The sequence below is a fragment of the Devosia ureilytica genome, assembly GCF_024273195.1.
GTDB lineage: Bacteria > Pseudomonadota > Alphaproteobacteria > Rhizobiales > Devosiaceae > Devosia > Devosia ureilytica.
In genome coordinates this window covers 94004-118887 of record NZ_JAMZCU010000003.1, presented here as the reverse complement: position 1 = coordinate 118887, position 24884 = coordinate 94004, and the positions used below count along the sequence as shown (strand labels likewise).

The window sequence follows — 24884 nt, the reverse complement described above, 5'->3', positions numbered from 1 at the left end:
CGCCCTGCGGCGCAACGGGGATTACGGAGTTACAGATGGGTATCTATGGGGCTCTTTCCAGTGCGGTGACCGGCCTGCGGGCGCAGTCGCATGCGCTGGAAAACATTTCGGGCAATATCGCGAACTCGCAGACCACCGGTTACAAGCGGATGGAAACGAGTTTCATTGACCTTATTCCCGATGCGCCGCTGAAGTCGCAGGTGCCGGGCGCCGTGCTGGCGCAGTCGCGCGCCACCAACAATATCCAGGGTGATATCCAGACCAGCTCCAACGAGACCTATATCGCGCTCAATGCGAATGGTTTTTTCGTGGTCGAGCCCAAGGTTGGCCAGTCCGACGGCAATTCGGTGTTTGCCGGCTCGAACTACTTCACCCGTCGCGGCGATTTTGAAATCGACAAGGATGGTCTGCTGGTCAATGGCGCCGGTTATTACCTCAAGGGCCTGCCCATCGATCCGGCCACCGGCAATATTTCGGGTTCCGTGCCCGAGGTGATCGAGCTGTCCAACGCTTTCCTGCCGGCCAATCAGTCGACGACCATCAACTACCAGGCCAACCTGCCGCAGCTGCCCAAGACCGCCAATTACAAGGCGACGGTTCACAATAGCGAGCTTTTGGGCTCGGAAATGTTCGCTGGTGGTTCGGCCACTGCGGCAACCAATGGCACGGCAGCCCTTGTCGCTGGCGCGGCGGCTATGCCGACCTTTGCTGATGGCGACACCATGACCATCACGGCCAATGGCATCGCGGTCGATTTCAACTTCTACGACAGTGGCGTTTCCGCGATGCCGTCCAGCGGCGTCGCCATCGACATTGCGGCGCCACGCACCGTCCAGAACGTGCTCGACGACATGCAGGCCGAGTTGCGCGACTTCGGTGGCGGGGCTGCCGAGTCGGCCACCGTGACGCTCAACGGCGCCAACCAGTTCGCGGTAACGCTGGGCGAGGATTATCACGCCAGCTTCTCCATCTCGGGTGTCAGCGCTGCGCTGGAAACGGCCCTGGGCCTGACCGACCCGCAGACCTCCACCGATCCGGTACTGGCCGCCGTGAACACGGTTTCGGCTGATGACGCCGATGACTTCGTGGCCAATTCGATCTCGGGCGGCGCCATCACCGTTTATGCCAGCAATGGCGCGCCGGTGAACGTGCAGTTGCGCTGGGCCAAGATCGACAGCGCAGCCTCTGGCGGCACGGACCGGTGGAACATGTTCTACCTTTCCGACAGCTCTGCCGTTGGTGGTTCACCGGCCTGGACCAATATCGGTCAGGAATATGAGTTCGGCAGCAATGGTTCGCTCTCCACCAGCGTTCCCCAGGCGACCATTGATGATCTGCGTGTCAATGGCGTGCTGATCGGCGATGTCGTGCTCGCCCACGACACCAATGGCGTGTCCCAGTTTGCCGACGTCAACGGCACGGTGACGGTGTCGACCCTCAACCAGAACGGCTATGGCGCTGGTGAATTCCTCTCCGTTGCAATCACCGACAGTGGTCGCGTCGTGGCCACCTATTCGAACGGCGAACGCATTGAAATGGCGCAGGTGGTGACCGCCCAGTTCAATGGCATCAACTCGCTCAAGCGCCTGGACGGCGGTGTTTACGAAGCCACCTCCGAATCTGGTGAGCCGATCTTTGATCTGTCCGGTTCCGGCGTTATCGGCGGTGCTCTTGAAGCCTCCAATACCGATATTTCCGACGAGTTCACCAAGCTGATCATCACCCAGCAGGCCTATTCGGCGGGCACCCGCATCGTCTCGACTGCCGATGAGATGCTGCAGGAAGCGCTGAACATGATCCGCTGACGCGGGACATGAGTACACGGTCCGGGGCGTGAGGCCCCGGGCCAGTTTCCAGTTTGAGGGCCGTTGATATGGGTCTGATATCGTCACTATCGAACGCTGTCACGGGTCTGAGGACCAGCCAGGATTCGATCACGATCCTGAGCCGCAACATCGCCAATTCGGGCACGCCGGGTTATCATCGGCAGTCGCTCAACATCATCGATTACAGCTCGATCAACAGTACCTATGCCCGCTCGGCGGGCGTTGATCGCGCCTTCAATCTGAGCCTTCAGGGCTACTACAATCGCCAGGTTTCGGACACCTCGATGTCCAATGTCACCGGCGACTACCTTAGCCGTCTCGAAGGGTATCTGGGCAAGCCCGGTTCCGCCGGTTCGCTCGACACCATGTTCGGCTCGTTCAAGAATTCCCTCCAGGCGCTCTCTACCAGTCCCGACGACTACCCGACCCGCGCCAATGTCGTGGCCGAGGCGCAGGCGTTTGCGCAGCGGCTCAACTCACTCTCCGGCGTCATCCAGCAGTTGCGGCAGGAAGCGGAAACGCGCATCGCCAATGACGTTTCAGAAGCCAATGCCATGCTCATCTCGCTCAACGAGGTGAACAATCGCATGCTCGATCTGGGCATGACAGACACGTCGCGCGCCCAGTTGCTCGATCAGCGCGACCGCCTTGTTGCGGCGGTTGCCGAGGTGATCGACGTGCAGGCCGAGTACCGGCCCAATGGTACGGTGGCGCTGATGACCCGCTCGGGCGTGGGCCTGCTCGATAATGGCTTCTCGACCTTCAAATTCACCACCGCCGGAGCGCTGTCCCCAACCGCTCAGGCCAGTTCTGACCCCGAGGCCAGCAAGGTCGGCACCCTGTCGCTGACGACGCCTTCTGGTCTCAGCATTGACCTCGTGCAGCAGGGCGTGTTGCAGGGCGGCGAACTGGCCGGGCTGGTGAATTTGCGCGACAAGATCCTGGTCGAGGCGCAGAACCAGCTCGACGAGATCGCGGCGGGTGTCGCCGCGGTGTTTAACACCATAACCACCGCTGGAACCGCGGCGACCGGCGGCGGCGGGGCAGAGGGGTTGTCGGCTGACATTTCCTACCTCAAGCCCGGCAATGACGTGTTGCTGAACTATACGCAGAACGGTGCGCAGCAGCGGGTGCGGATCATCAACAGCACCAATGGCGAGGATTTCATCGACGCCAGCGGCCAGCGGGTGATTTCAGTCGATCTTTCGGACTCGACGGCCGCCGCGGCGACCCTGCAGGCGAAGCTGCCGGGCCTCGCGATTACCAGCCCCAGCGCCGGCGTCTTGCAGGTGCTGGACGACGGTACCGGCGGCGCCATGGATGTCACCGGCCTCACCACCCGCGGCTCCGCCACTGGCACCCAGCAGGGCGAATTGGCCATGGCGCTTTTCGTCGATCAGGGCAATTCGGCCTTCACAGGCAATCTGGACACCAATCCACCCCAGATCATGGGTTTCGCGGCCCGTATTTCGGTCAATCCGGCGGTGATCTCGGACAATCGCCTTTTGGTGCAGTTCGATATCGACGGTACCCTGGGCGATGCGTCGCGTCCCCAATACATCCTCGATCAACTGTCGGCGATGACCTTTGTCTCCGGCACGTCCCCGACCGCCAATGAGGGGCGCCACCAGCTCAATGGCACTATCGAGCAGCTGATCGAACAAGTGCTCAACTATCAGGGCACGTCCATCGGCTCGGCCATGTCGGCCCGCGACAATCGACAGCTGACCCTGGACACCATCACAACCCAGATGGAATCCGAATATGGGGTCAATATGGACGAGGAAATGGCCCGTCTGACCGAATTGCAAAGTGCCTATGCAGCCAATGCCCGTGTGGTTTCGGTGGTCAAGGAACTGCTCGACACACTGTTTGCGTCGACTTGAGGGAGTAGTGCGTCATGATCGTCAATAAGTCGATGTTCCCGCTGCAGACCGGATTTTCGGTCATCTCCAAGATGCAGGATAAATTCGCCCTGCTGCAGATGCAGCTGGGAACCGGGGTCAAGGCACAGACGCTTTCGGACATGGGCCGGGACCTGCCGCTGTCGCTCTCGGTGCGCTCGCGCCTGACCACGATTGCCGGATACAATTCCAGCATCGAACAGGTCGACCTGCGCCTGAGTTTTTATGACAACGCCCTGACCCGTCTCGATGAAATCGAGGGCCAGGCCCGCAATTCGGCAGTGCAGGGCCAATATGGCTCGAACAATATCAACATGGCCACCATCTCCTCGCTTTCCAAGGCGCGGCTCGATGAAATGGTCACTCTGCTCAATGCTGACGTTGCGGGCCGCTACCTCTTCGGCGGCTCGGTCACCGACAAGGCGCCGCTGCCCACGACGGCCGAATTGCTTGATGGTGCGGGTGGCCGCGCTGGCTATCGCACGGTGGTGACAGAACGCCAGGCAGCGGATTTGGGCGCCCTGGGACAGGGGCGGCTCGAAACAACGATTACGCCCGCTCTGCCTGCCCTCCAGACCGATCCGGTTACGGTCTCGCTCACCGAGGATGGCGACCATCCGTTTGGCTACAAGCTGTCCACTGTTTCCGCCATCGGCGCCAATATCGGCGTCGTCTCCGATTTTGCGGCTTCGCCTGCCAATGTGGATTTCACCTTCCCGGGTGATCCGGCAACCGTGGCCGAGGGAGACAGCATTACTCTTGGGTTCACCTTGCCCGACGGCACGGAAACCCAGATCACCCTCAAGGCTGTCTCTGCGGCCAATGCTTCAGGCGCTACGGGTGAGTTTGTCATCGGGGACGACCCCACGACGGCCACCATCACCACGGCCACCAACTTCGACAACGCGCTCAAGGCATCGCTTCAGAAGTCTGCGGAAAGCGAGCTCAAGGCTGCCTCGACCTTTGCGGCGGGACAGAATTTCTTCAACGCGGCCGGCGAACCCGTGCTGCGCGTGGACGGGGTGGACCCATACACCGCCACCAGCCTGCGCGTGGCCACCAAGACCGATACAGTGATGTGGTATTCGGGTGAGACGGCGGCGGTTTCGGCCGTTGGCATGGGGCGGCTGACGTCGGCGCGAAGCGGCGGTGAAGTGACGCTGACGCAGAATATGCCGGTGTCTTCGGCCCATGGGTTCCAGATCAGCAGCGTCACCCCCGAAATGACCAATGCTGGCGCCTTTACCGCAGTGCGCAATGCCGGACCGCCGGCTGATATGACGGTGGAGTTTGACTCCGCGACCGCGGCCCTTGCGGCGGGCGACAAGGTCACTCTCACCTTGACCGAACCCAATGGCAAGACGCGCGACGTGACGTTGACAGCGGTTACGGGACGCGCTGGCCCAGGGCAATTCACGATCAGCACCGCGACTGTCGATGCGGATAGGGATGCCGAGAATGCCGCCAATTTCGAAAAGGCCATGCTGCGCTCGGTTACCGAGGCTGCTGCCGCAGCCGAAGGAAACCCCCGGCAGTCGGTGACGGCGGCGGTGGAGGATTCCGGGCGGGTTGCCTATGGCATGCAGGCCAACGAAAGCGGCTATCTGCGCATGATCCGCTCGATGGCAGCGATGACAGTCGAGACCTATCCCGAAATCGCCAACGCCGCCGACCCGAATTCGGTCGATCTCAACCCTGCCAAACAGCGCTTTGATGCCATGGCGCGACGCCAGCAGCTGGAGCTGTCCGAAGGGCGCAACGCCGAGCGTGGATCAATCGAACTGGTCACCATGGAATTGGGCGTGGCGCGTGCCGCGCTTCAGGCGGCGGGCGACCGGCACACCAATTACAAGGCGCAGCTCGACAACCTCCTCAGCGACGTGGAAACCGTCAGCAAGGAAGATGTTGCCATGGAAATCCTGGCGCTCCAGACCCGGCTCACCGCAAGCTATCAGGTGACCTCCATGGTCAGCCAGTTGAGCCTGGTGAACTACCTCTAAGGAGGGGGCCGCCGTATTGGGTTGGGGCGATAGCGTCTCTACACCCACCGCACCGCCCTCGGGCTCGATCCGAGGGCCATCCACAACCGCGACAATGCATGAGTGAATAAGCGGTCCCCGGGGCCGGCCCGAGGACGGCGTTGTGGGCACTGCGGGTGCAGGGCACACTCGATGTCTCGGCAAGCGCAGTCTCGATGTCTCCCAAAAGAAAAGCCCCGCATCGCTGCGGGGCTTTTCATTGGTCACGACCCATGCGGCTTACATGCCGCGCAGGCCCGCCGCAATCTGTCGATTAAGCTGCACCAGCACTGTCAGCTGATCGGCCTGGGGCACGCCCTCATAGAGAATTTCGCGTGTCTGGTTCATCACGAACATGCCCAGATTGGCGATGTTCTGACGGACTTCGGGGGGCAGGGGGCTATCGTCCTGCGTCACGGCAGACATGAAGATGGTCCAGAGCTTGCGATTGAACGTCAGGGCCGAACGCAGCTCTTCCTGGGTGGAAATGTCCCACTCATCCTTGACCTTCTGCAGGCCGGCGGCGGCCTTCATCAACAATGCTGACTCGCGCTGGCGTGGAGATTCAACGACTTTCGCCGTCTGTTGATACGCTTGGGCGCCGGTTTGATGCATGATTGAGCAGGTCCTGTTCGTATTCGATAAGCTTCTGGGACGCTTTCAGAGCCTTGTACAAGGAGCCGGTTAATATCTCGTTATTGATTTGGTCGACAATCGGTAGAGAACTGGGCACTGCGGCCACAAAGTCCCTCGACATTTCGTTGTAAGCCGCCTGCGCCTTGTTGCTGTCCTCGTCGATATACATCAGCTGCACGGCCAGATAGATGCGTTTGGCCGGTGTCGTCGCGGTTTCCGAGGTCAGAATATCCTTCTCGCGCAGGATCGGCGCATTGCCATCGATGAACAGGCGGGTGCGCTGGTCGGAATTGGTGATGATGCAATTGCCCACCAGCAGCTTTTCGCCAGGCTTGAGTTCGACCTTGAGCGCCATACGAGGGATCTCCGGGAGTGGGGGGAGGTGACAGACCTCTCTATCCTGTCATTGTGGCAAAAACAACGAAGGCGGGCCGCTGGCCCGCCTTCAAACGCGTCTTGGTAAGCGCTTTACTGCAGCAGCTGCAGGATCGACTGATCGGCCTGGCTGGCCAGCGACAGAGAGTTTTGCGAGAGCTGCTGGCGGGTCTGGAGAGCCAGGAGGTTCGCCGCTTCCGTGTTCATGTCGGCCAGCGTCAGGTTGCCCGCGCCGGTTTCGAGCGTATTGATCATCGCCTCGGTGAACTTCTTGCGGTTCTGCACGATCGAGAGGTTCGAGCCGAAGGTCGAGGCCTGCGAACGAACCTCGTCGAGCGCGGCCTTCATGTCGGTGAGAAGGCCATCGATGGTGACGTCGCTGTCGAGTTGTTCTTCTTCCAGCTGCGTCGGCACGCCCAGGTTGAAGGCGTTGATCGTCTGGTTATTGTCGGTCTGGATGTCAATCGCCGACGTGCCGGTCTCGTTGAAGGTAATGGTCAGCTTGTCGCCGCGCAGCAGGTTGATACCGTTGAAGGAGGCATCGTCCGAGAGCTTGTCGAGCTGGTCGCGCAGTTCATTGAACTGATCAGCCAGGCCGGCACGGACGGCATTGCCCAGGATGTTGCCATTGCCCGTTGCAGTGCCGTCCACCGCGCCGCCGGCTGTCACGCCATCAATTGTCAGGTCCTGGGTGGACTGGTTCTCGATGCGCAACTTGCCATTGTCGTTCGAGGCACGAATGTTGCCAAACAGGTCGCCGGTCTTGAGATTGATCTCGGTGACGAGTTCATCGACGGTCTTGGCGGTGTATTCTGTGGTTGTTGCCTGGGTGGGGGCAATGCCGCTAAAGCCGAAGTCGGCGAAGGTTAGAGCGGTACCACCGACACCGTTCGACATCGAGCCGTTGGAGATAGCGACGGCGGCGTCGCCGTAGGGCTCAACGGCTGGGCCCGTGAATGTCAGACCGTCGCTTCCGTCCACGCCAACCGTGACGTCCATGTCCGCTGCCGCGAAAGCGCCGTTCATCGCTTCAACCAATTCAGCGCGGGTCACAGCGTTGCCGTCGGCAACGTCCAGCGTGAATGCGCTGCCGCCGACGTCGACGGTAATCTGATTGACGCCTGCGGAGCCACGCACTTCAACCGCGACAGCAGCGTCGCCATTGACCTCGATGTCAAAGTCGATGCCGTCCAGAGCCTCGTTCATGTCAAAGGTCGCCGCACTTGCTGCGGAGAGCGCCGTAGTCGCCGTCGCACCCTTGATCAGGCCGACGGTTTCGGTGGCCGTTCCAAACGCGCCGCCTGTGAAGCTCAGCACTTTGGCGTCGGCGGTCGCCTGGTCGGTGGCGCCGCTGAGAATGTCGGCCGGGTCCAGCGTGTAGGATGCGGTCTGGAACGACTTGTCCTGACGAGCCTGGCGCAGGGTCGACTGCATTGATTCGAGGGTCTTGGTCATGGCCGAAAGGCCATTGTCCGCAGCTTCCAGTGTCTGAATGCCGTTGGCCATGGAATCGATCAGCGCGCTTAGATCGCTGGCGCGGTTGGTCAGGCCCTTGGCGGTGAACCAGCTTGAGGGATTATCCAGAGCCGAGTTGACCTTATTGCCGGTTGCCAGACGATTCTGGGTCGTCGACATCATGTCGGCAGTGCTCTTGAGCGAGAGAAGGTTAGACCGAACGGCCTTTGAAAGTGAGATATCCGACATCTAGTGCAATCCTTGCCTCAGGCCGCTCCGGCCCCTTGGTGGAAAGTGTTAACCGCCTTTTCTTAAAGGGGCGTTAACCATGCCAGTTGACTGCTCATAAACCATAAGTTTGCTGAGCGCCGGACGCGCAAAAGCAAGGGGCGGGTCTTGCGACCCGCCCCTTGTATTCTTCAAGCCGTAGCCTGGTCCGATTAACGGATGAGCTGCAGGATCGACTGGTCGGCCTGGCTCGCCAGCGACAGCGAGTTCTGCGACAGGGACTGACGGGTCTGCAGAGCCAGCAGGTTCGCAGCTTCCGTGTTCATGTCGGCCAGGGTCAGGTTGCCGGCGCCGGATTCGAGGGTATTGATCATCGAGTCGGTGAAGGTCTGACGGTTCTGCACGATCGACAGATTGGAACCGAAGGACGATGCCTGCGAACGAACTTCATTCAGGGCAGACTTCAGCTTGCCCAGTTCGAGGTCGATATTGGAGTCGCTGTCGAGGTCGGATTCTTCGAGCGTGGTGGCAACACCGAGGTTGGCCGAGTTGATGGTCTCGCCGTCCTTGGTCTGGATGTCGATCGAGGACGTACCAGTCTCGTTGAAGGTGATGGCCAGCTTGTCGCCACGCAGCAGGTTGATACCGTTGAACGAAGCGTCATCGGCGAGCTTGTCGAGCTGGTCGCGCAGTTCGTTGAACTGATCGGCCAAGCCGGCGCGAACCGAGTTGCCCAAGATCGAAGCGGCGCCGGTGCTGGTGCCATCGAGCGTGCCGGTGGCGGAGACGCCGTCGACAGTAAGGTCCTGAGTGGACTGGTTTTCGATGCGCAGCTTGCCGTTGTCGTTCGAGGCACGGATCTTGCCCGTGAGGTTGGTGTCGCCGTTGATTTCGCTGACGAGCTGATCAACAGACTTGGCGCCATCCGCACCGGCAGTTGCAGTGGCAGCGTCGAGGCCAGAAGTGGTGATCGTGCCGTCCGTGCTGGTGTCGTTGGCAACCACAGAAGAGATTGCAACGGATGAATTTGCGCCAGTGGTGCCCGAAGAGATTACGACGTCACCATCTTCATTCACCGAAGCCACAGCGTCGGTGTTGCCGTTCGCGGTGATTGCTGCGTTCAGGACTGTGACCAGTTCTTCGGCAGTTTCGATGGTGGAGTCGGCGTCACCCGCTGCATCAACCATCGCCTTGGTGACGGTGATTGCTTCATCACCGGCGCCATCAACGTTAAGGTTGAAGGTGAGGGTATCACCGGTGCCAAAGGTTGAGGCATTGGTGAAGTCGGCGGCGGCAAGTGTGGTGTTACCAGCAGTGGCGCTCTCAGCCGTAGCGCTGACCAACGAAACGTCGACTGCAGTGGTGCCAATCGCGCCGCCGGAGAACGAAATGTTGCCGCTGGTGAGGCTCGAGTCCACGGTATACGAGGACGTCTGGAAGGACTTGTCCTGACGAGCCTGGCGCAGGGTCGACTGCATGGATTCCAGGGTCTTGGTCATGGCCGAGAGGCCATTGTCAGCGGCTTCAAGCGTCTTCACGCCATTGGCCATGGAGTCAAGCAGGGCACCAAGATCGCTTGCGCGGTTGGTGAGGCCCTTGGCAGTGAACCAGCTGGAGGGATTGTCCAGAGCCGAGTTGACCTTGTTGCCGGTCGACAGGCGATTCTGGGTGGTGGCCATCATTTCGGCAGTGCCCTTGAGGGACAGCAGGTTCGAACGGACGGCTTTGGAAAGCGAAATATCAGCCATTTTGGCAGAGTCCTTTTCTAGGATTACGCATACTAAAACACCTCTCCTGAGGCCTGATCATCCTCAACTGTCAGCTTCTAAGGAACGGTTAAGTCGATGCCGAAATTTTGGGCAAAATCCGGAGCAGTATTGATCGGCTCAAACAGAAAAGGCCCCGGAAACCGGGGCCTTTGGCAGCATATCAACTTGGGAGGGTCTAGGAGTTCGTTAACTTAAGCCAGAAGGTCCTTGAGCCGTGCCTGGGACTCTTCGGGGATTTCCGAGGAGCCGATCCGGCGGAGCAATTCCTCCATGGACTGCGGCGTTGGGGCCAGCGTGCCGGCAATTACCGCTGCGGCAAAATCGGCCGTGCGATTGCGCTCGACTTCTATCGGCTGTTCGTCTCGCGCGGTCTGCCGTTCAAAGGGAAGGTTGCGGTCCTTATTGCCAGCCTTGGCGCTGGTGGGCGCTTTCTGGGCGCTGTCCTGCAGCAATGTGCGCTCGCCCATTGCCGGTCGATAACGGTAGTCCATCAGATTTGTCGCGCCCGACGATACGGGCTCTACGGCGAGGTTTGTAACCATCACGTTTCCCCGAATGCACCTATTCGCGGAAACCCTAAGCGGCGGCTCTTATGCTCGCGTAACCGGCGGGTTGCGCATTTAATTCAAATGCAGGTACCTATAACGCGCGGTTGATAGCGATGCCCTTGGCCGATGAACTGGCGTCGGTGGCAACCTTGCCACCAGCGCCATAGGTCTTGGCACGGTTCTGCTGGCCGACCATGCGCGCCACATCGGTAAGGACATCTTCAGTGACGGTTTTGGCCGTGGCCAGGACCCGCAGGTTCTCGGCCATCTGGGTGGCAAGGCTTTCGTGGCCGGCCCGCAGCCGGTCCATGGCCTTGGGTGCCTCAGCCGCCAGCCGCTTTCCCTGGCGCTGAATAGCCCGGGCAAAGGTCACATAATCCTGCGACAACCGTGTTTTGTCCGGCGTCAGCTGGCCGGCCTGGCGCAGATGGCCGGCGCGGAGCAGGGTGGTTTCCTGGTTCATCACATCGACCAATGCCGAAAGGGCGGTTTCGGCGCGGGAGCACAGCTCTTCTGCCGGCAGGGCATCAAGGGCGGCGAGGCGGGCGGCTGCGGTCATTTTCCGTACACTCCGGTACTTGCGATAATATTGGAATTGGTCAGGCCCCGGCTGGCATTGGCAGCTTCCTGCAGGGCGATCATCTGCCCCATCAGGTCATCGGCAATGCCGACGCCGCCACTTTGCGCCATGGTATTGGCCAGCTGTTCAGCCTGCATGGAGCGCCAGGTCTCCTCACCGAAGCCGCCGCCGAAATTCTCGTCCGACTTGATCGAGGCGAACATTTCCTTGGTCAGCATGTTGAGGAACACGCCCTCCAGGTCCTGGGCCTGGGTGCGGATGCGCAACAGCTGATCGGGCGAAAGGCTGGATCCGGTCTGGTCAATGGCGTTCATCACAGCACCTCGATCTCGGCCTGCAGGGCGCCGGTGGCCTTGATGGCCTGGAGGATGGCGATCAGGTCGCGGGGCGAAATGCCCAGGGCGTTGAGGCCATCGACCAATTGCTGCAGCGTCACCGATTCATTGACCACCTGCAGGGCCGTGTCGGATTGGTTGACGTTGAGATTGGTATTGGGCTCGACCGCAGTCTGTCCCAGGCTCAGCGGATTGGGCTGCACCACTTCGGGGTTTTCGGCAATGGTCACGGTCAGGTTCGACTGCGCCACGGCGACGCTCGACACGCGCACATCCTTGCCCATGACGATAATGCCGGAGTTTTCGTCGATGACGATCTTGGCCGTCTGGTCGGTCTGGACGATGAGCTGTTCGATATCGGTGAGCAGGTCGACGATATTGCCGTTGAAATTGCGGGGCAGGGTGAGGCGCACTGTGCCCGGGTCTTCCGGCACCGCCGTTGGCGCGCCGATGAAGTCATTGACGGCCAGCGCAATGCGCCGCGCCGTGGTCAGGTCCGGGTTGCGCAGGGCCAGCCGCAGCGAATGCTGCGAGCCCAGGTGAAAGTCTATTTCGCGCTCGATCAGCGCGCCCGACGAAATGCGGCCTGTCGTCGGCACGCCCGAGATGACGCTGGCGGCGTCGCCTTGAGCGCTGAAACCGTTGATCAGTACCGGGCCCTGGGCAATGGCATAGACTTCGCCATCGGCGCCGAGCAGCGGGGTGACGAGCAACGTGCCGCCTTGCAGGCTGTCGCTATCGCCAAGCGCGGCGACCGACACATCCATGCGCGAACCCTGGGTAGCGAAGGGCGGCAGGTTGGCGGTGACCATGACCGCCGCCACATTTGCTGTCCGCACGTTCTCACCCTGGGTGTTGACGCCAAGGCGTTCGAGCATCGATTGCAGTGACTGCTTGGTGAATGGCGAATTGTTGAGGCTGTCTCCGGTGCCGTTGAGGCCCACCACCAGGCCGTAGCCCACCAGCTGGTTCTCACGAATGCCTTCCATATCCACGATGTCCTTGATGCGCGCAGGCGCGGCATGGACGGGCGTGAGCGGCGCCATGGTCAGCGCGACGCTCAGGAGTGTGGCTGCGATGGTGCGAAACAGGCGCATTGGCATTCATCCCCGAATGATGCCGCTCCATCCCCATGGCGCGGCCTTCGCATCACTCAATGCCAGAAGTGTGCCAGTTCTCTGTACTTCCTCTATCTTGCTGATTTTGAACCGCTTTTTCCTTGTGTGCTGGGTTTGGCTTGGATCAAATTGGGTGTGGGCTGCAATTCTTGCCGGGCGCGTTAAGGCTCTGTTAACTCCGGTGGGCAGAATTTGCCGACATTGCAGAGCCTCAAGTGAGTCAGCACCCTTGCGCATAGACGCCACCAATCGATCCAGCGGTGTCGCTGGCAGGAGCGCCGCCGGCAAAGCCGGCAGTGGTCCAGCCTTCGTGCCCATTGGCGAGCAGGGCGCGGCACGGGTCAGCAGCACGGCGCCCGTTGCTCCTGCGGCGGGCCTTGACGCCATTTTGGCGCTGCAGGCGGTCGGGGACTTCACCGAGAGCCGCCGCAAGGCGGTCAAGCGCGGCAGTCGTCTGCTCGATTTGCTTGAGGAGATGAAGGCCGATCTTCTGGTCGGACGAACGGCGCCCGAACGCCTCGAAGCCATGGTCGGCCAACTTGGGGCTCTGCGCGAGCGCGTCGAGCCGGGGCTCGATGCCGTCATCGATGACATCGAGCTGCGTGTGCGGGTTGAACTGGCCAAGCTCGGGCGCTTTCCCCAGCTTTGATGCGCCCCCAAAAACGCGTTCGTCATCAAGATGTTGTCAGTTGCGCGCTATGGCGCTGATGCGCAGGGATTTCCTGCGTTAACGAGTGGTAACTTGTTTGCTTGCCCGCGGCGGGTCGGACGCATATATAGGCCGCCAAGGGCGCATTGGAGTTGAGTCTGCTGATGTCTTCGGTTGAACTTACGGATTATCGACCCAGCGAGGACGAGCCGTTCATGAACCCGCGGCAGCGGGAGTATTTCCGGAACAAGCTTCATGCTTGGAAGGACGAGATCTTGCGCGAAAGCCGCCTGACTCTCGAGGCCCTTCAGGAAGAGAGCCAGAACCATCCCGACATGGCGGATCGGGCGAGTTCCGAAAGTGATCGGTCACTTGAGCTGAGAACACGCGATCGCCAGCGCAAGCTGATTGCCAAGATTGATTCTGCGCTCAAGCGCATTGACGATGGCACCTACGGTTATTGCGAAGAAACGGGCGATCCTATTGGTCTGGCGCGGCTCGATGCGCGCCCCACGGCAACCCTGAGCCTTGAAGCCCAGGAATTGCACGAGCGCCGCGAAAAAGTCTATCGCGACGAATAGGCCTATTGCCGACAAAAACTGAAAAAGCCCGCATCGCTGCGGGCTTTTTTGTTGGCGCCAAGGCGTTCAGCGGCTCTGTGAGCGTTCCAGGTTACGGTCGTGCAGCGCCTGAATTTCCGGCGTCATCTCGCTGGCAAATTCGGCCATGTCGATAATCGGACGAATGTCGATATCACTGTCGGTGAGCATCGGGTTGGGGCAACGCTTGACCCATTCGACGGCCTCGTCCATGTCGCGTACTTCCCAGATCCAGAAGCCGGCGACCATTTCCTTGGTCTCGGCAAAGGGCCCGTCGATGACGGAGCGGTTGGAGCCGCTGAAATGCACCCGCTTGGCAAATTTGGTGGCCTTCAGACCATCGCCGCCCAGCATGATGCCGGCATTGATCAATTCCTCATTGTACTTGCCCATGGCCTCGAGCATTTCGGTGGTGGGCATGATGCCCTGTTCGCTGTCAGCGGTGGCTTTTACGAATACGACGACACGCATTTTCTCTCTCCTCAAACGCGAAGGCGGAATTGCCTTCCTGTCGAGCCGACGAGTGGTTGTCGGGAGCTTCGACATTTTTTCTTCTTCATTTTCGCGCGCCCGGACGAAAAAGCAAAGACGGGACCCGAAGGCCCCGTCTTTCCTGGTGATCTGGTGTGAAATCAGAAGCCGAAGACCGTGGTGATACCGGACTGGTTGTCGCCGTTCTGCATGCATTGTGCATCGGTGGCCTCGCCAAACTGGAACAGGCCGCAGCTGTTGTTGTTGCCGCTCTGGCTGATGGTGCCGTTGTGGCCGTCGCCTTCCTGCCAGATGAGGCCATGATTGCCAGAGCCATTCTGGTTGATGCCGGCCGAATTGCCCGAACCATTTTGGTAGGCATTGGCGCCGGTGCTGGACAGGCCTTGCATCAGCGAGAACATCTGCAATCCCATGCCCAGCGCCTGGGCCTGATCCGGGTCGGTGGGGCTGAAGCCGATGGCGATCTGGCCACCGGCCATCGCGGGGCTGGCGGAAATGCCGATCAGGGCGGCAGTGAAAGCGGCGGCGATGGTCTTGGTGAAGCGGGTGGTCATCTGAAGTCTCCCAATGTGATTTGCGGTCCCTGTGCTGGTCTCTCCAGCGCTTGAGATGACCCTAGAATCGGTGCCCTGAACCCATTTGGAGCGGCGCGTTCAGAATGTGTTCATGGGCGTCGTCCTGGGCGTGGTCCTGGGCGAGGCCCGGTCCAAAAAAAAGCCCCGCCGAAGCGGGGCAGTTGGGAAGGTTTCGGGTGTTGTCAGGTGTGCGCGGTCAGCGGTCCAGAGCAATTGAACTGCTGTCCGTCGCTGGCGATGGTGAAATCCACATCGATGGAAGAGCCGGCGTTGACGAGGACTTTGCCCAGAGAAACGGCGGTTCCGGGCGCCACCGTGAACTGCCCGCCCTGGCTGATATTGCTAGAGCCACCGGTGCTTTGGCTCCGAAGCGAGAAACGATAATCGCCGCTCATGGCCACTGGGCTCGTCAGAACGCCCTCAACGCTCATCATGCCGCGCTCGGTCTTGGTGCTGATGCCGCAATCGAGGACACCGGCGGTACCATTGCTGCCGGCCTGGGCCGCCACGCCCGCAATTGCCAGGGCACCGAGGGCGATAATGCCGATACGAAAACTGGAGTAAACCATTCTGGCCTCCTGTTAAAATGGGGAAGGGGCCGGCATTGAACCGACCCCGAAAACGTTGGTGTTACGGGCAGACCTGAACGAAGGCGCTGACGTTGTTGGAGCCGTGCTGGACCAGATTGGCATTGCATCCATTGCCCACCTGCACGCCGGCGGCGACATTGCCATTGCCGTCCTGGGTCAGGATGGCGTTGTGGTTGTCGCCGAACTGGCCCACGCCGGCCTGGTTATTCCAGCCGTCCTGCCAGACATCGCCATAGTTATTGTTGCCGTCCTGGCCGATGGCGGAGGTGTTGTTGCCGCCGTTCTGATTGGAAACGCCGGTGTTCCAATTGCCATTCTGGTAGGCGCCGAAGGTGTTGTTCCAGCCAGCCTGGCTGCCGCCAACGGCATTGCCGAAACCATATTGTTCGATGAACAGGTTGTTGGCCATGGCGGGCGCAGCGGCGCCGATGATGGCAGTGGCGGTCAGGGCGGTGATGAGAAGCTTGCGGATCATTTTGATGTCTCCTTGGGTTTGCTGCGGTCCCTCCGACCGCGTCGTTGATGGAGACTGTTTTAGGGAGGTGATTTGGAACCGTGCCTGAAGTGAAGGTTCAGATCGGGTTCATCTAGCAAAAGAGCGACGGAAATGATTCCGTCGCTCTCTACAACTTCCTGGAAATTAAAGGGAATTATCCGCCGTAGCGCCGCTTGAGATGCGCCTTGAAATGATCGGCGTTGAGTGGTTCGCCAGTAGCGCGGGTGATGAGGTCCGGGGTGGAATAGCGTGAGGCCTCGGACCACACCTTATCGGCGCGCCACTTGTTGATGGCGCCAAAATCGCCGCTGCGCATCTGCGAACGCATGTCGGGCAGGTCCTTCTCCATGGCCGTGGCGAGCTGGGCGGCGATCATTGCCCCCAGCGTATAGCTTGGGAAGTAGCCGAAGGCGCCGCCGGGCCAGTGAACGTCCTGCATCGGGCCGTCCTTGGGGTCGTTGATGGTCGAAATGCCTAGATATTCGACCATTTTGGCGTCCCAGGCCTCGGGGATCTGGCTCGCTTCCAGCTTGCCCGAAACCAGGTCCTGCTCCAACTCGTAGCGCAGGATGACGTGGAGCGGATAGGTCACCTCATCCGCGTCGACGCGGATATACCCGCGTTCGACGAAATTGACCTCGTTGAGTACATCGTCGATGTCCCAGCCGGCAATGGCCTGATCGCCCAGGTGCTGATGCACGAGCGGGAGCATGAACTCCCAGAATTCAGGGCTGCGGGCGAGCTGCATTTCGACGAACAGGCTCTGGCTTTCATGCATGCCCATGCCGCGCGCCTTGCCCAGCGGCCAATGCGACCAATCCTTGGGCAGGCCCTGTTCGTAAAGCGCGTGGCCGGTTTCGTGCAGCACGCCCATGAGCGAGGACAGGAATTCGTCGGTGCGATAGCGCGTGGTCATGCGTACATCGCTCGGGACGCCGCCACAGAATGGGTGGTGCGATACAGCCAGCGAGCCATGAGTGAAATCAAAGCCGACAGCGCGCATGGCGGCGAGGCCCAGTTCGCGCTGCTTTTCGATGGGGAAGGGGGCATTGAGAGATTTGCGGGGGCGCCGGGCCAGCTTTTGCTCCTGCACCGAAAGTGCAGTGGGAACGAAGTCCTTGAGAAAGCGCTTCAAATCGGCAAATACGCCGTCGATGTCGGCAGTACGGTTGCCGGGATCATATTGATCCATCAAGGCGTCATAAGGGGCGAGCCCCGTTGCTGCAGAGCGCAGCGCGGCCTCTTCGCGCACCAGCGACACCACGCCTTCAAGCGCGGGCAGGAAGCTATCCCAATCGCCCTTGGCCCGCAGTTCGCGCCAAAGCTGTTCGGAGCGCATCGTCGCAGCGGTGCGGCGTTCGACGAATTCGGTCGGCAGGCAGGTGGCGTTGACATAGCTGCGCTCGAATTCGACAAGCGCCAGCGTCTGGTCGGGACTCAAGTCTTCGTTTCGCGCCGCGTCGATCCAGTCGGCGATGTGAGGCGCCGTTGCCTGGGCGTGATACATGCCGGCCAGATTGGACATGGCCTCGGCCCGCTTCTCGCCACCGCCAACGGCCATGTGGGTGGCTTCGTCGGCACCCAGGATGGACAGTGCGTGTTCGAGGGACTCCAGCTTGCGACCGAGTTCATCGAGTTTCTGAAAAGACATGGCGGGCTCCGAAAGTGAGCCCGAGGTGTTCCACAGCTCTACGTGGAGGGCAAGAGTGCCAAGACCTCGATCATCTTCTCAAAATGGGGAGAGGCGCAGCTGGGGGAGCTGCGCCTCGTGGGGTTGGGGCTTCAGGCCTGGGACAGCAGAAGCCCCTTGCAGAAGGTCCGGGGCTTCTGCCGCCAGGACCGTGCCGCACCATTCTGGGACGGCCGGGGAGAGCGGCGGCGCCTATGGGGATAGGTGCGCCGCCGGAGGGAAATTGTTCGGCTAGAAGGGCAGGATGGCATCCATGGCCTGTTGGCCGTAGCGAGGCTGCTGCACATCGGTGATCTGGCCGCGACCACCGTAGGAAATGCGGGCCTCGGCGATCTTGGTCGAGGGGATGGTGTTATTGGCCTGGATGTCCGATGGGCGGACGATACCGGCAACGATGAGGTCACGTACTTCGAAGTTCACGCGCACTTCCTGGCGGCCTTCGATGACAAGGTTGCCATTGGGCAGGACCTGGGTGACGACGGCAGCAACCGATGTTTCCAGCGCCTCGCTGCGGTTCACCGAGCCGTTGCCCGCGTCCTTGATGCCTGAGCTGAAGTCGATGACTGCCTGCGGGTCGACATTGAGTTCTGCCGCGTCGGTGGCATTGGAGAAGACCGCCCCGAAGAGACCACCCATGCCCGCGCTATTGGTGGAATTGCGCGTGCGCTGGGTCTGATTATTGATCTGGGCGCTGTCGTCGATGATGACCATGACCGTCAGAATGTCGCCGACGCGATGGGCGCGCTCATCCTTGAAAAAGCCCTTGGCCGAGGTGCGGTAGAGCGAATTGGCCTGATAGGTGTCGGCAATCGGCTCGGGCATGGGCATGCGCACCGGCTGGTAGCCCGCCGTGGTGGTCGGATCGGCGATGGCGGTGAGGGCCGGGGCCTGGCCGACATTGGCGAGGCGATCCATGGTGCTGCAGGCGCCCAGGGCTGCGGTGAGGGTCAGGATGGTGGCGATCTTGGCGATGTTCATTTTCATCTGTCCCGAGTTAGAGGCCGGCGAGCGTGACGGGCGTGGAGGTAACTTCCACGGCGCCCGGCGCGATAACGGTGGCGCTGATGACGCGCCGGGAAATGAGGTTGAGGACCTGCATTGGCGCTCCAGTTGCAGCGCTGGTCACGGCCTGTCCCTTGACCGTCAGGGTCATCGGGCCCTCACGGTAGTAGATGGTGACGAGGTCATTCTTGGCTACGGCCAGCGGCTGGCTGACATCGGCGGCCCGCAGCAGCATGCCATCGCGGCTCTGGCGGTTAAGCGCCATGCCTACCAGCTGGTCCAATGAAGCCACGCCCTGGGCGTCGGCCTGCTGAATGGGAAGCGGGCGCATGACGATATGGTCGGGCCGCAGAACTGTGCCCGCGGGAAGTCCGGCAATCAGGTGCGGGGCTTCGATGCTGATCTCGATTGTGCCCGAAATGTCGAGCGGCGCTGCGATCCCGGCAAGCTGGAACCGTGCGGCAAAGGTGCCATTGCCCGGCAGGTAGCGGAGGCTGTCGAGGCGGGCTGGGACCTCACTGGTGGCGACATTGATCGCATCGATGGGCGTTGCGAACAGCATATTGGCGCTCATGCCCTGGCCCAGGATACCGCGACCGCGCAGGTCTTCGGCGATTAGTTCGGCGAGGAGGTCATGATCGACCGTCATGGCGGCTCGGGAAACGCGGACCTGCGCCAAACCGTTTTCCTCAAAGCGGGTGAGGCCAATGCGGGCGGTGGCGGAACGGACGGCAGAAAGTTCCACATTGCCAGTGGTTCCGGGCAGCGGTGAGCGGAACAGCGGCTGCTCGGCCAATACGCCGGCGTCTTCGAACATGTCGCCGACCGTGACAACCGGAGCGCTGACCATGATGTCGGCCCGCAGGACGGGCGCGGCCAGTGCAGCGCCGCTCAGAAGGGTCGTTGCGAGAGTGAAGACAAAGGTACGGAGGGTGTTCATCATCAGTCTCCTCAGCTCAGCTGGCTGGTGGCCTGCATCATCTGATCAGCACCGGAGATGACGCGGGCGTTCATCTCGTAGGCGCGCTGGGCAGCGATCAGGTCGGCGATTTCAGTCACCGAGTTCACATTGGCCATTTCGAGGTAGTTCTGCAGCAGGTCGCCGGCGCCGTCGGCATTGGGCACGCTGACCTGGGCGTTGCCGCTGGCGGCAGTTTCGAGGAACAGGTTGTCGCCCATGGACTCGAGGCCGGACTTGTTGACGAAACGCGCCAGCTGCAGCTGGCCGAGCTGGGTGGGATTGGTGTCCGTGCCGATGAAGGCTTCAACCGTACCATCGGGCGAAATAGATACGCCGCGGGCGTCGCCGGGAATGGTAATGCCCGGATCGACCGGATAGCCGGTCGAAGTGACCAGCGTGCCCTCGGCGTCGCGCTCGAAGGAGCCGTCGCGGGTGTAGGCGGTGCGGCCATCGGGCAGGCCGATCATGAAGAAGCCTTCACCGCGGATGGCGACGTCCAGCTCACCTTCGGTCAGGTTGACCGAGCCCTGGCTCATGACGCGCGGGGTGGCAACAGTGCGCACGCCCGAACCGATCTCGAGGCCGGCCGGTACCATGGTGCCCTGGTCGGAGGTCTGCGATCCGGCCCGTGTGATCTGCTGGTAGAGCAGATCCTGGAATTCCGCACGCTGCCGCTTGTAGCCGGTGGTGCGCATGTTCGCGATGTTGTTGGAAATGACTTCGACATTGCGTTCCTGGGCGCCCATGCCGGTCGATGCGATATAGAGAGCTTTCATGGCGTTTGGTCCTCAGGTTCAGGCGTTGGCGTCGCCGAGACGCTGGATGGCCGTGCGGCGCAGTTCATCCTGCTTCTGGGCAAGGGAGGCGGCGGATTCGTAGGCCCGCTGCACTTTGATCAGTTCGGCCATTTCTGTGACGCCCGAGACGTTCGAGCGTTCGATATGGCCCTGCATGACGCGGGTGTTGGCATTGATCTGCGGTTCGCCACCCGAGAACAGGTTGGCGCCTTCGCGCACCAGACCCTGGGCATTTGCAAATTCGACAATGCGGAGCTGGCCCTTGGGGCCCTGGCTGGATGACACCGTGCCGTCGGTTGCGATGGTGATGCCGACTTCTTCGGGGGCAAACTGGATCGGGCCGCCGGTGCCGAGCACCGGGTTGCCGGAGAGATCTACCAGAGTGCCCTGGTTGTTGAGCTGAAAGGAGCCGGCTTTGGTCCAGCGCTCGCCACCGGCGGTCTGGACGGCGAAGAAGCCTTCGCCGTTAAGCGCCACATCGAGCTCGTTGCCGGTCTGGACGACGGCGCCACCGGAGAGGTCGTGGATCGTGGCCCAGTCCTGCACATAGGAGAGTGGCTGGTCGAGCGTGGGGAAGTCATTGTCGCGAGCGAGCGGCATCACATATTCCTCGAACAGGACCTGCTCTGCCTTGAAACCAGTGGTGTTGAGGTTGGCGATATTGTTGGCCACCACATCCAGCTGGCGCTGCAGCGCGATCTGCCGACTGAGGCCGATGAGTTGCGCGTTCTCGATCATGACGTTCCCCGGTTAAGTCCCCGAGACGATCTGCTTCCCCAAGCTGGTCGCCTCGCACATTTACCTTGCAGTAACCGTGCCAGAGCGACAATTTTAATAAAATCAATAACTTAGTGAAACGTCCTGGTTCACAACCGGCAGACCTTGTTTGTGCAATCGGCAAAATCTACCCGGCAAAATCTGCCGCTTCAGGGCGCTTCGTAACCATTCATTAACCAACTGGGCCTTAGCTGGTCCACAAGCCGGAATCGACCGGAAATGCAGGCGTTTGGTAGGGCCTTTATATGGCTGCGGAAGCAGAAGCTGGCACAGAAGCACCGGCCAAAAAGGGCATCCCGAAGCTCTTCATCATCATTGGTGCGGCCGTTGCGGTCCTGCTGATTGCGGGCGTTGGGCTCTTCTTTTTCCTGTCGTCATCGGGCGGCGGCGAGGCTGAGGCGACTGATGCGCATGGCAGCACCGAGGCTGGCGCGGCGCATGATACCTTCATTTTCAACCTGCCACCCATGATGGTGAACCTCAATACGGACGACGAAGCGGCGTCGTTCATGAAGCTGACCATCGCCCTGGAGGTCGCAGATGAACACATGATGACTGAAATCCAGCCGCGGCTGGCCAAGGTCATCGACGCCTTCCAGGTCTACCTGCGCGAATTGCGCAAAAGCGACCTTGAGGGTTCGGCCGGCATCTATCGGCTGAAGGAAGAACTGCTGCGCCGGGTGAACCTGGCGATCTATCCGGCCCATGTGGAGAGCGTGCTCTTCAAGGAAATTCTGGTGCAGTAATGGCCGGGCCAAGCGATCAGGACAAGCTGAGCGACGACTGGGGGCTGGAAGATCTCGGCACTGCAAGTGCTGAGGCGCCAGCGGAAGTCGACGAAAGCGAAATGTCCGAAGACGAGCGCAATGCCGCTGCGGCCGCCGAATGGGCGGCGATGCTCGAAGGTGGTGACGGCGACGGCGAGGGCGGTGCTGACCGCGTTCTCAACCAGGACGAGATCGATAGCCTGCTCGGCTTTGATGCCAGTGCGGGCAGCAATGTCGAGCTTACGGGCGTGCAGGCGCTGATCAACTCGGCGCTGGTCAGCTACGAACGTCTGCCGATGCTCGAGATCGTCTTCGACCGCCTGGTGCGGCTGGCGACGACTTCGCTGCGCAATTTTACCAGCGACAATGTCGAAGTGACCATGGATTCCATTTCCTCGGTCCGCTTCGGCGATTATCTCAATTCTATTCCGCTGCCGGCTATTCTTTCGGTCATCAAGGCCGAGGAATGGGAAAATTACGGGCTCCTTACGGTCGATTCCAATCTGATCTATTCGATGATCGACGTGTTGCTCGGCGGGCGCCGTATCGGCGGCAATATCCGTGTCGAGGGGCGTCCTTACACGACCATCGAAATGGCGCTGGCGCGCAAGATGATCGAGATCATTCTCGAGGATACGCATCGCGCCTTCGAGCCCGTGACGCAGATCAACTTCAAGCTCGAGCGCATGGAGACCAACCCGCGCTTTGCCGCCATTTCCCGCCCGGGCAATGCGGCCATCCTGATCGAACTGCGCATCGAAATGGATGATCGCGGTGGCAAGATCGAAATCCTGCTGCCCTATGCGACCATCGAGCCGATCCGCGAACAGCTGCTGCAGATGTTCATGGGTGAAAAGTTTGGCCGCGACCCGATCTGGGAAGGCCATCTGGCAACCGAAATTTTCCAGGCCGATGTCGAGGTCGAGGCCGTGCTGCACGAGCAGGAATTGCCGCTGTCACGTCTCCTCAACTTGAAGCCGGGACAGACGCTGATGTTCGAGCGTGGTCCTAGCGACCCGGTGCGCCTCCGCTGCGGCGATGTCGAGCTGACAGAGGCCATCATGGGCCATATCGGCAATCATGTTTCAGTGCGGGTGACCAACCCGCTCAATCCACCCAAGGTCACCATGGCGGCCTTTGAGGCAATCGACGAGAAGATGGAAGGACGATGATGTTCGGGCTGCCACTTGGACTATTCGTGGAAGGCGCTGTCGCCATTCTGCTGGCCTTGACGATCGGCTATTGCGTCCTTCTGAACCAGCGCCTGAAGCGCCTGCATCAGGACAAGGACGTGATGCGGCAAATGGTGGCCGACCTGGTCAGTGCGACCAATCTTGCCAATCAGGCGATCAAGGAACTCAAGTCCACCGCTGTCGAGGCCGACCTGTCGCTGACGGCGCGTCTTGAGGAAGCAGAGCGCTTCGGCATTGAACTGGCCAATCACGTTACCGCCGGCACCGTTCTGATGGAGCGGATCGCCAAGATCACCAGCGTTGCTCGCCATAGCCAGGCCATCGAGCCGGTCGAGGCGCCTAACAACAAGGTGCAGAACGCTCTGGCCCAATTGTCTGAGCGCGTGCGTAGCCGCGGAGCCGCTGCGTGACCAATATTCGCCTGCTCCCGGTTGTCATTCTCGCCGTTGCGGCTCTGCTGGTCCTCAAGACCCTCGGCCTCGTGACCAATGGCGGCTATGTCCTTTCGGGGGTTGGCATTGCCCAGGCCGCTGGCGGCGGCTCTGGTCACGGTGGTGGCGCAGCGCCGGGCGAGACTGTCACGCTGCCCAATGAACCGACACTGGAAGATGCCGCGCCGACCATGAGTGATGGCACGCCGACCTTGGGAGAAGAGGCAGAAGCGGCCGGGCATGGCGCGCCAGCTGCCGAACACGGCGCGCCCGCCGAAGGCGAACCCGGGACCGAGGCTGAAGCCGAGGCCGGCGCCGGACACGAGGAGCCGGCCGGTAACGCTATTGCCGATGCCAATGCCTGCGATCCGCGTCCGGTTGACGAAGAAGGCGAGGCCGATACCAGCCAGGGCCAGTTGATGGTCATTCCCGCCGAATGTCCGCCGCTTGCTGATGCAAGGCCGCTGGTGCTGACGCCGGAAGGCGCCGATCCCCTCGGTGCAGGCGACTCCACCCTGACGGAACAGGCCCTGTTGGAGCGCCTTTCGGCCCGGCGGACAGAGCTCAATACTTACGAGCAGGAACTGGCCATGCGTGCCTCTTTGGTGGAGGCTGCCGAAAAGCGGATCGACGAACGTCAGCAGACGTTGCAGGCCATCGAAGATCAAATCGCCTCGCTGGTCGAGCAGCGCAAGGAGATGGAGGAGGGCCAGTTTGCCGGGATCGTGGCCATGTATGAAACCATGAAGCCCAAGGACGCGGCCAATATCTTCAATGCGCTTGATATCGAGGTGCTGCTGCGCGTCGCCAAGATGATGAGCCCGCGCAAGATGGCGCCAATCCTGGCCGAAATGGACACCATGCGGGCGCAGGAGTTGACCGTGCGCATGGCCTCGGCCAGCACTGATCCGCTCGACCAGATGGCCCCCGAGGATCTCGCGTCCTTGCCGCAGATCGTTGGACAATAGATAATTGCCAGATGTCCCCTTAGGGGGGTGTTAAGTTGCCCGACGCTAGGGTTGCTTCCAGATGATCCGCGTTCGTCCAGAAGGCGGCGGGGTCAGGAAGTGTTG

At 61.0% G+C, this 24884-nt stretch carries 26 protein-coding genes; 9 read left to right on the top strand and 17 right to left on the bottom strand.

Annotation, left to right across the window (positions count from 1 at the left end; all coding sequences use genetic code 11):
- Positions 1 to 35: 35 nt before the first annotated feature.
- From NIM87_RS08475 to NIM87_RS08465, 3 genes are all read left to right on the top strand, one after another.
- A complete protein-coding gene (locus NIM87_RS08475; protein ID WP_254674220.1) occupies positions 36 to 1805 on the top strand; it encodes a flagellar hook protein FlgE in 1770 nt (589 codons plus the stop codon).
- 68 nt (positions 1806 to 1873) lie between these two features.
- Positions 1874 to 3712 carry a flagellar hook-associated protein FlgK gene (flgK, locus tag NIM87_RS08470; protein WP_254674219.1) on the top strand — a complete coding sequence of 613 codons (1839 nt, stop codon included), beginning with the start codon at positions 1874 to 1876 and terminating at the stop codon, positions 3710 to 3712.
- A 14-nt stretch (positions 3713 to 3726) separates the two neighbouring features.
- Positions 3727 to 5730, top strand: coding sequence for a hypothetical protein (locus NIM87_RS08465; RefSeq protein WP_254674218.1), 2004 nt, complete (start codon positions 3727 to 3729; stop codon positions 5728 to 5730).
- A gap of 258 nt (positions 5731 to 5988) precedes the next feature.
- Here the strand turns inward: NIM87_RS08465 and flaF are convergent, their stop codons facing one another.
- The 8 genes from flaF to NIM87_RS08425 form a co-directional block, all read right to left on the bottom strand.
- Entirely contained in the window at positions 5989 to 6363 is a 375-nt protein-coding gene (gene flaF, locus NIM87_RS08460; RefSeq protein WP_254674217.1) for a flagellar biosynthesis regulator FlaF, read from the bottom strand.
- Positions 6314 to 6739 (bottom strand): flagellar biosynthesis repressor FlbT, encoded by a 426-nt coding sequence (gene flbT, locus NIM87_RS08455; RefSeq protein WP_254674216.1) that lies wholly within the window; start codon positions 6737 to 6739, stop codon positions 6314 to 6316. Before flbT ends, flaF begins: the two co-directional genes overlap by 50 nt.
- 113 nt (positions 6740 to 6852) lie before the next feature.
- Positions 6853 to 8463 carry a flagellin N-terminal helical domain-containing protein gene (locus NIM87_RS08450; protein ID WP_254674215.1) on the bottom strand — a complete coding sequence of 537 codons (1611 nt, stop codon included), beginning with the start codon at positions 8461 to 8463 and terminating at the stop codon, positions 6853 to 6855.
- Between the two features lie 191 nt (positions 8464 to 8654).
- Positions 8655 to 10190, bottom strand: a complete 1536-nt coding sequence (locus tag NIM87_RS08445; RefSeq protein ID WP_254674214.1) for a flagellin N-terminal helical domain-containing protein — start codon at positions 10188 to 10190, stop codon at positions 8655 to 8657.
- 212 nt (positions 10191 to 10402) lie between these two features.
- Positions 10403 to 10753 carry a hypothetical protein gene (locus tag NIM87_RS08440; RefSeq protein WP_254674213.1) on the bottom strand — a complete coding sequence of 117 codons (351 nt, stop codon included), beginning with the start codon at positions 10751 to 10753 and terminating at the stop codon, positions 10403 to 10405.
- Positions 10754 to 10850: 97 nt separating this feature from the next.
- Entirely contained in the window at positions 10851 to 11318 is a 468-nt protein-coding gene (locus tag NIM87_RS08435; protein ID WP_254674212.1) for a flagellar protein FlgN, read from the bottom strand.
- Positions 11315 to 11653: a rod-binding protein gene (locus NIM87_RS08430; RefSeq protein WP_254674211.1), complete on the bottom strand. Its 339-nt coding sequence runs from the start codon at positions 11651 to 11653 to the stop codon at positions 11315 to 11317. The genes NIM87_RS08435 and NIM87_RS08430 overlap by 4 nt, the downstream gene beginning before the upstream one ends.
- Entirely contained in the window at positions 11653 to 12771 is a 1119-nt protein-coding gene (locus NIM87_RS08425) for a flagellar basal body P-ring protein FlgI (protein WP_254674210.1), read from the bottom strand. Before NIM87_RS08425 ends, NIM87_RS08430 begins: the two co-directional genes overlap by 1 nt.
- A gap of 250 nt (positions 12772 to 13021) precedes the next feature.
- Between NIM87_RS08425 and NIM87_RS08420 the strand changes: the two genes are divergently transcribed.
- Both NIM87_RS08420 and dksA read left to right on the top strand, forming a co-directional pair.
- Positions 13022 to 13441, top strand: coding sequence for a flagellar assembly protein FliX (locus NIM87_RS08420; protein WP_254674209.1), 420 nt, complete (start codon positions 13022 to 13024; stop codon positions 13439 to 13441).
- A 164-nt stretch (positions 13442 to 13605) separates the two neighbouring features.
- Complete coding sequence (dksA, locus tag NIM87_RS08415; protein WP_254674208.1) at positions 13606 to 14022, top strand: RNA polymerase-binding protein DksA; 417 nt, start codon at positions 13606 to 13608, stop codon at positions 14020 to 14022.
- 66 nt (positions 14023 to 14088) lie between these two features.
- Here the strand turns inward: dksA and NIM87_RS08410 are convergent, their stop codons facing one another.
- From NIM87_RS08410 to flgF, 9 genes are all read right to left on the bottom strand, one after another.
- Positions 14089 to 14511, bottom strand: a complete 423-nt coding sequence (locus tag NIM87_RS08410) for a YciI family protein (RefSeq protein WP_254674207.1) — start codon at positions 14509 to 14511, stop codon at positions 14089 to 14091.
- A 161-nt stretch (positions 14512 to 14672) separates the two neighbouring features.
- Positions 14673 to 15086, bottom strand: a complete 414-nt coding sequence (locus NIM87_RS08405) for a curlin (protein WP_254674206.1) — start codon at positions 15084 to 15086, stop codon at positions 14673 to 14675.
- Between the two features lie 203 nt (positions 15087 to 15289).
- On the bottom strand, positions 15290 to 15676 hold the full coding sequence (gene csgH / locus NIM87_RS08400) for a curli-like amyloid fiber formation chaperone CsgH (RefSeq protein ID WP_254674205.1): 387 nt from the start codon (positions 15674 to 15676) through the stop codon (positions 15290 to 15292).
- Between the two features lie 61 nt (positions 15677 to 15737).
- On the bottom strand, positions 15738 to 16172 hold the full coding sequence (locus tag NIM87_RS08395) for a curlin (protein ID WP_254674204.1): 435 nt from the start codon (positions 16170 to 16172) through the stop codon (positions 15738 to 15740).
- 175 nt (positions 16173 to 16347) lie between these two features.
- On the bottom strand, positions 16348 to 17844 hold the full coding sequence (locus NIM87_RS08390; RefSeq protein ID WP_254674203.1) for a carboxypeptidase M32: 1497 nt from the start codon (positions 17842 to 17844) through the stop codon (positions 16348 to 16350).
- 270 nt (positions 17845 to 18114) lie between these two features.
- Positions 18115 to 18861 (bottom strand): flagellar basal body L-ring protein FlgH, encoded by a 747-nt coding sequence (gene flgH / locus NIM87_RS08385; protein ID WP_254674202.1) that lies wholly within the window; start codon positions 18859 to 18861, stop codon positions 18115 to 18117.
- A 16-nt stretch (positions 18862 to 18877) separates the two neighbouring features.
- On the bottom strand, positions 18878 to 19825 hold the full coding sequence (gene flgA / locus NIM87_RS08380) for a flagellar basal body P-ring formation chaperone FlgA (protein WP_254674201.1): 948 nt from the start codon (positions 19823 to 19825) through the stop codon (positions 18878 to 18880).
- An 11-nt stretch (positions 19826 to 19836) separates the two neighbouring features.
- The gene (gene flgG, locus NIM87_RS08375) at positions 19837 to 20622 is read right to left on the bottom strand and encodes a flagellar basal-body rod protein FlgG (RefSeq protein WP_254674200.1); all 786 of its coding nucleotides are present in this window, start codon (positions 20620 to 20622) and stop codon (positions 19837 to 19839) included.
- An 18-nt stretch (positions 20623 to 20640) separates the two neighbouring features.
- Complete coding sequence (gene flgF / locus NIM87_RS08370) at positions 20641 to 21381, bottom strand: flagellar basal-body rod protein FlgF (RefSeq protein ID WP_269467979.1); 741 nt, start codon at positions 21379 to 21381, stop codon at positions 20641 to 20643.
- A gap of 284 nt (positions 21382 to 21665) precedes the next feature.
- Between flgF and NIM87_RS08365 the strand changes: the two genes are divergently transcribed.
- From NIM87_RS08365 to NIM87_RS08350, 4 genes are read left to right on the top strand one after another with little or no spacing between them, the layout of a single operon-like run.
- Positions 21666 to 22166 carry a flagellar basal body-associated FliL family protein gene (locus NIM87_RS08365; protein WP_254674199.1) on the top strand — a complete coding sequence of 167 codons (501 nt, stop codon included), beginning with the start codon at positions 21666 to 21668 and terminating at the stop codon, positions 22164 to 22166.
- Positions 22166 to 23359 (top strand): flagellar motor switch protein FliM, encoded by a 1194-nt coding sequence (fliM, locus tag NIM87_RS08360; protein ID WP_254674198.1) that lies wholly within the window; start codon positions 22166 to 22168, stop codon positions 23357 to 23359. Before NIM87_RS08365 ends, fliM begins: the two co-directional genes overlap by 1 nt.
- Positions 23359 to 23790, top strand: a complete 432-nt coding sequence (locus NIM87_RS08355) for a DUF6468 domain-containing protein (protein ID WP_254674197.1) — start codon at positions 23359 to 23361, stop codon at positions 23788 to 23790. The genes fliM and NIM87_RS08355 overlap by 1 nt, the downstream gene beginning before the upstream one ends.
- On the top strand, positions 23787 to 24779 hold the full coding sequence (locus NIM87_RS08350) for a MotE family protein (RefSeq protein WP_254674196.1): 993 nt from the start codon (positions 23787 to 23789) through the stop codon (positions 24777 to 24779). The genes NIM87_RS08355 and NIM87_RS08350 overlap by 4 nt, the downstream gene beginning before the upstream one ends.
- Positions 24780 to 24884 lie beyond the last annotated feature (105 nt).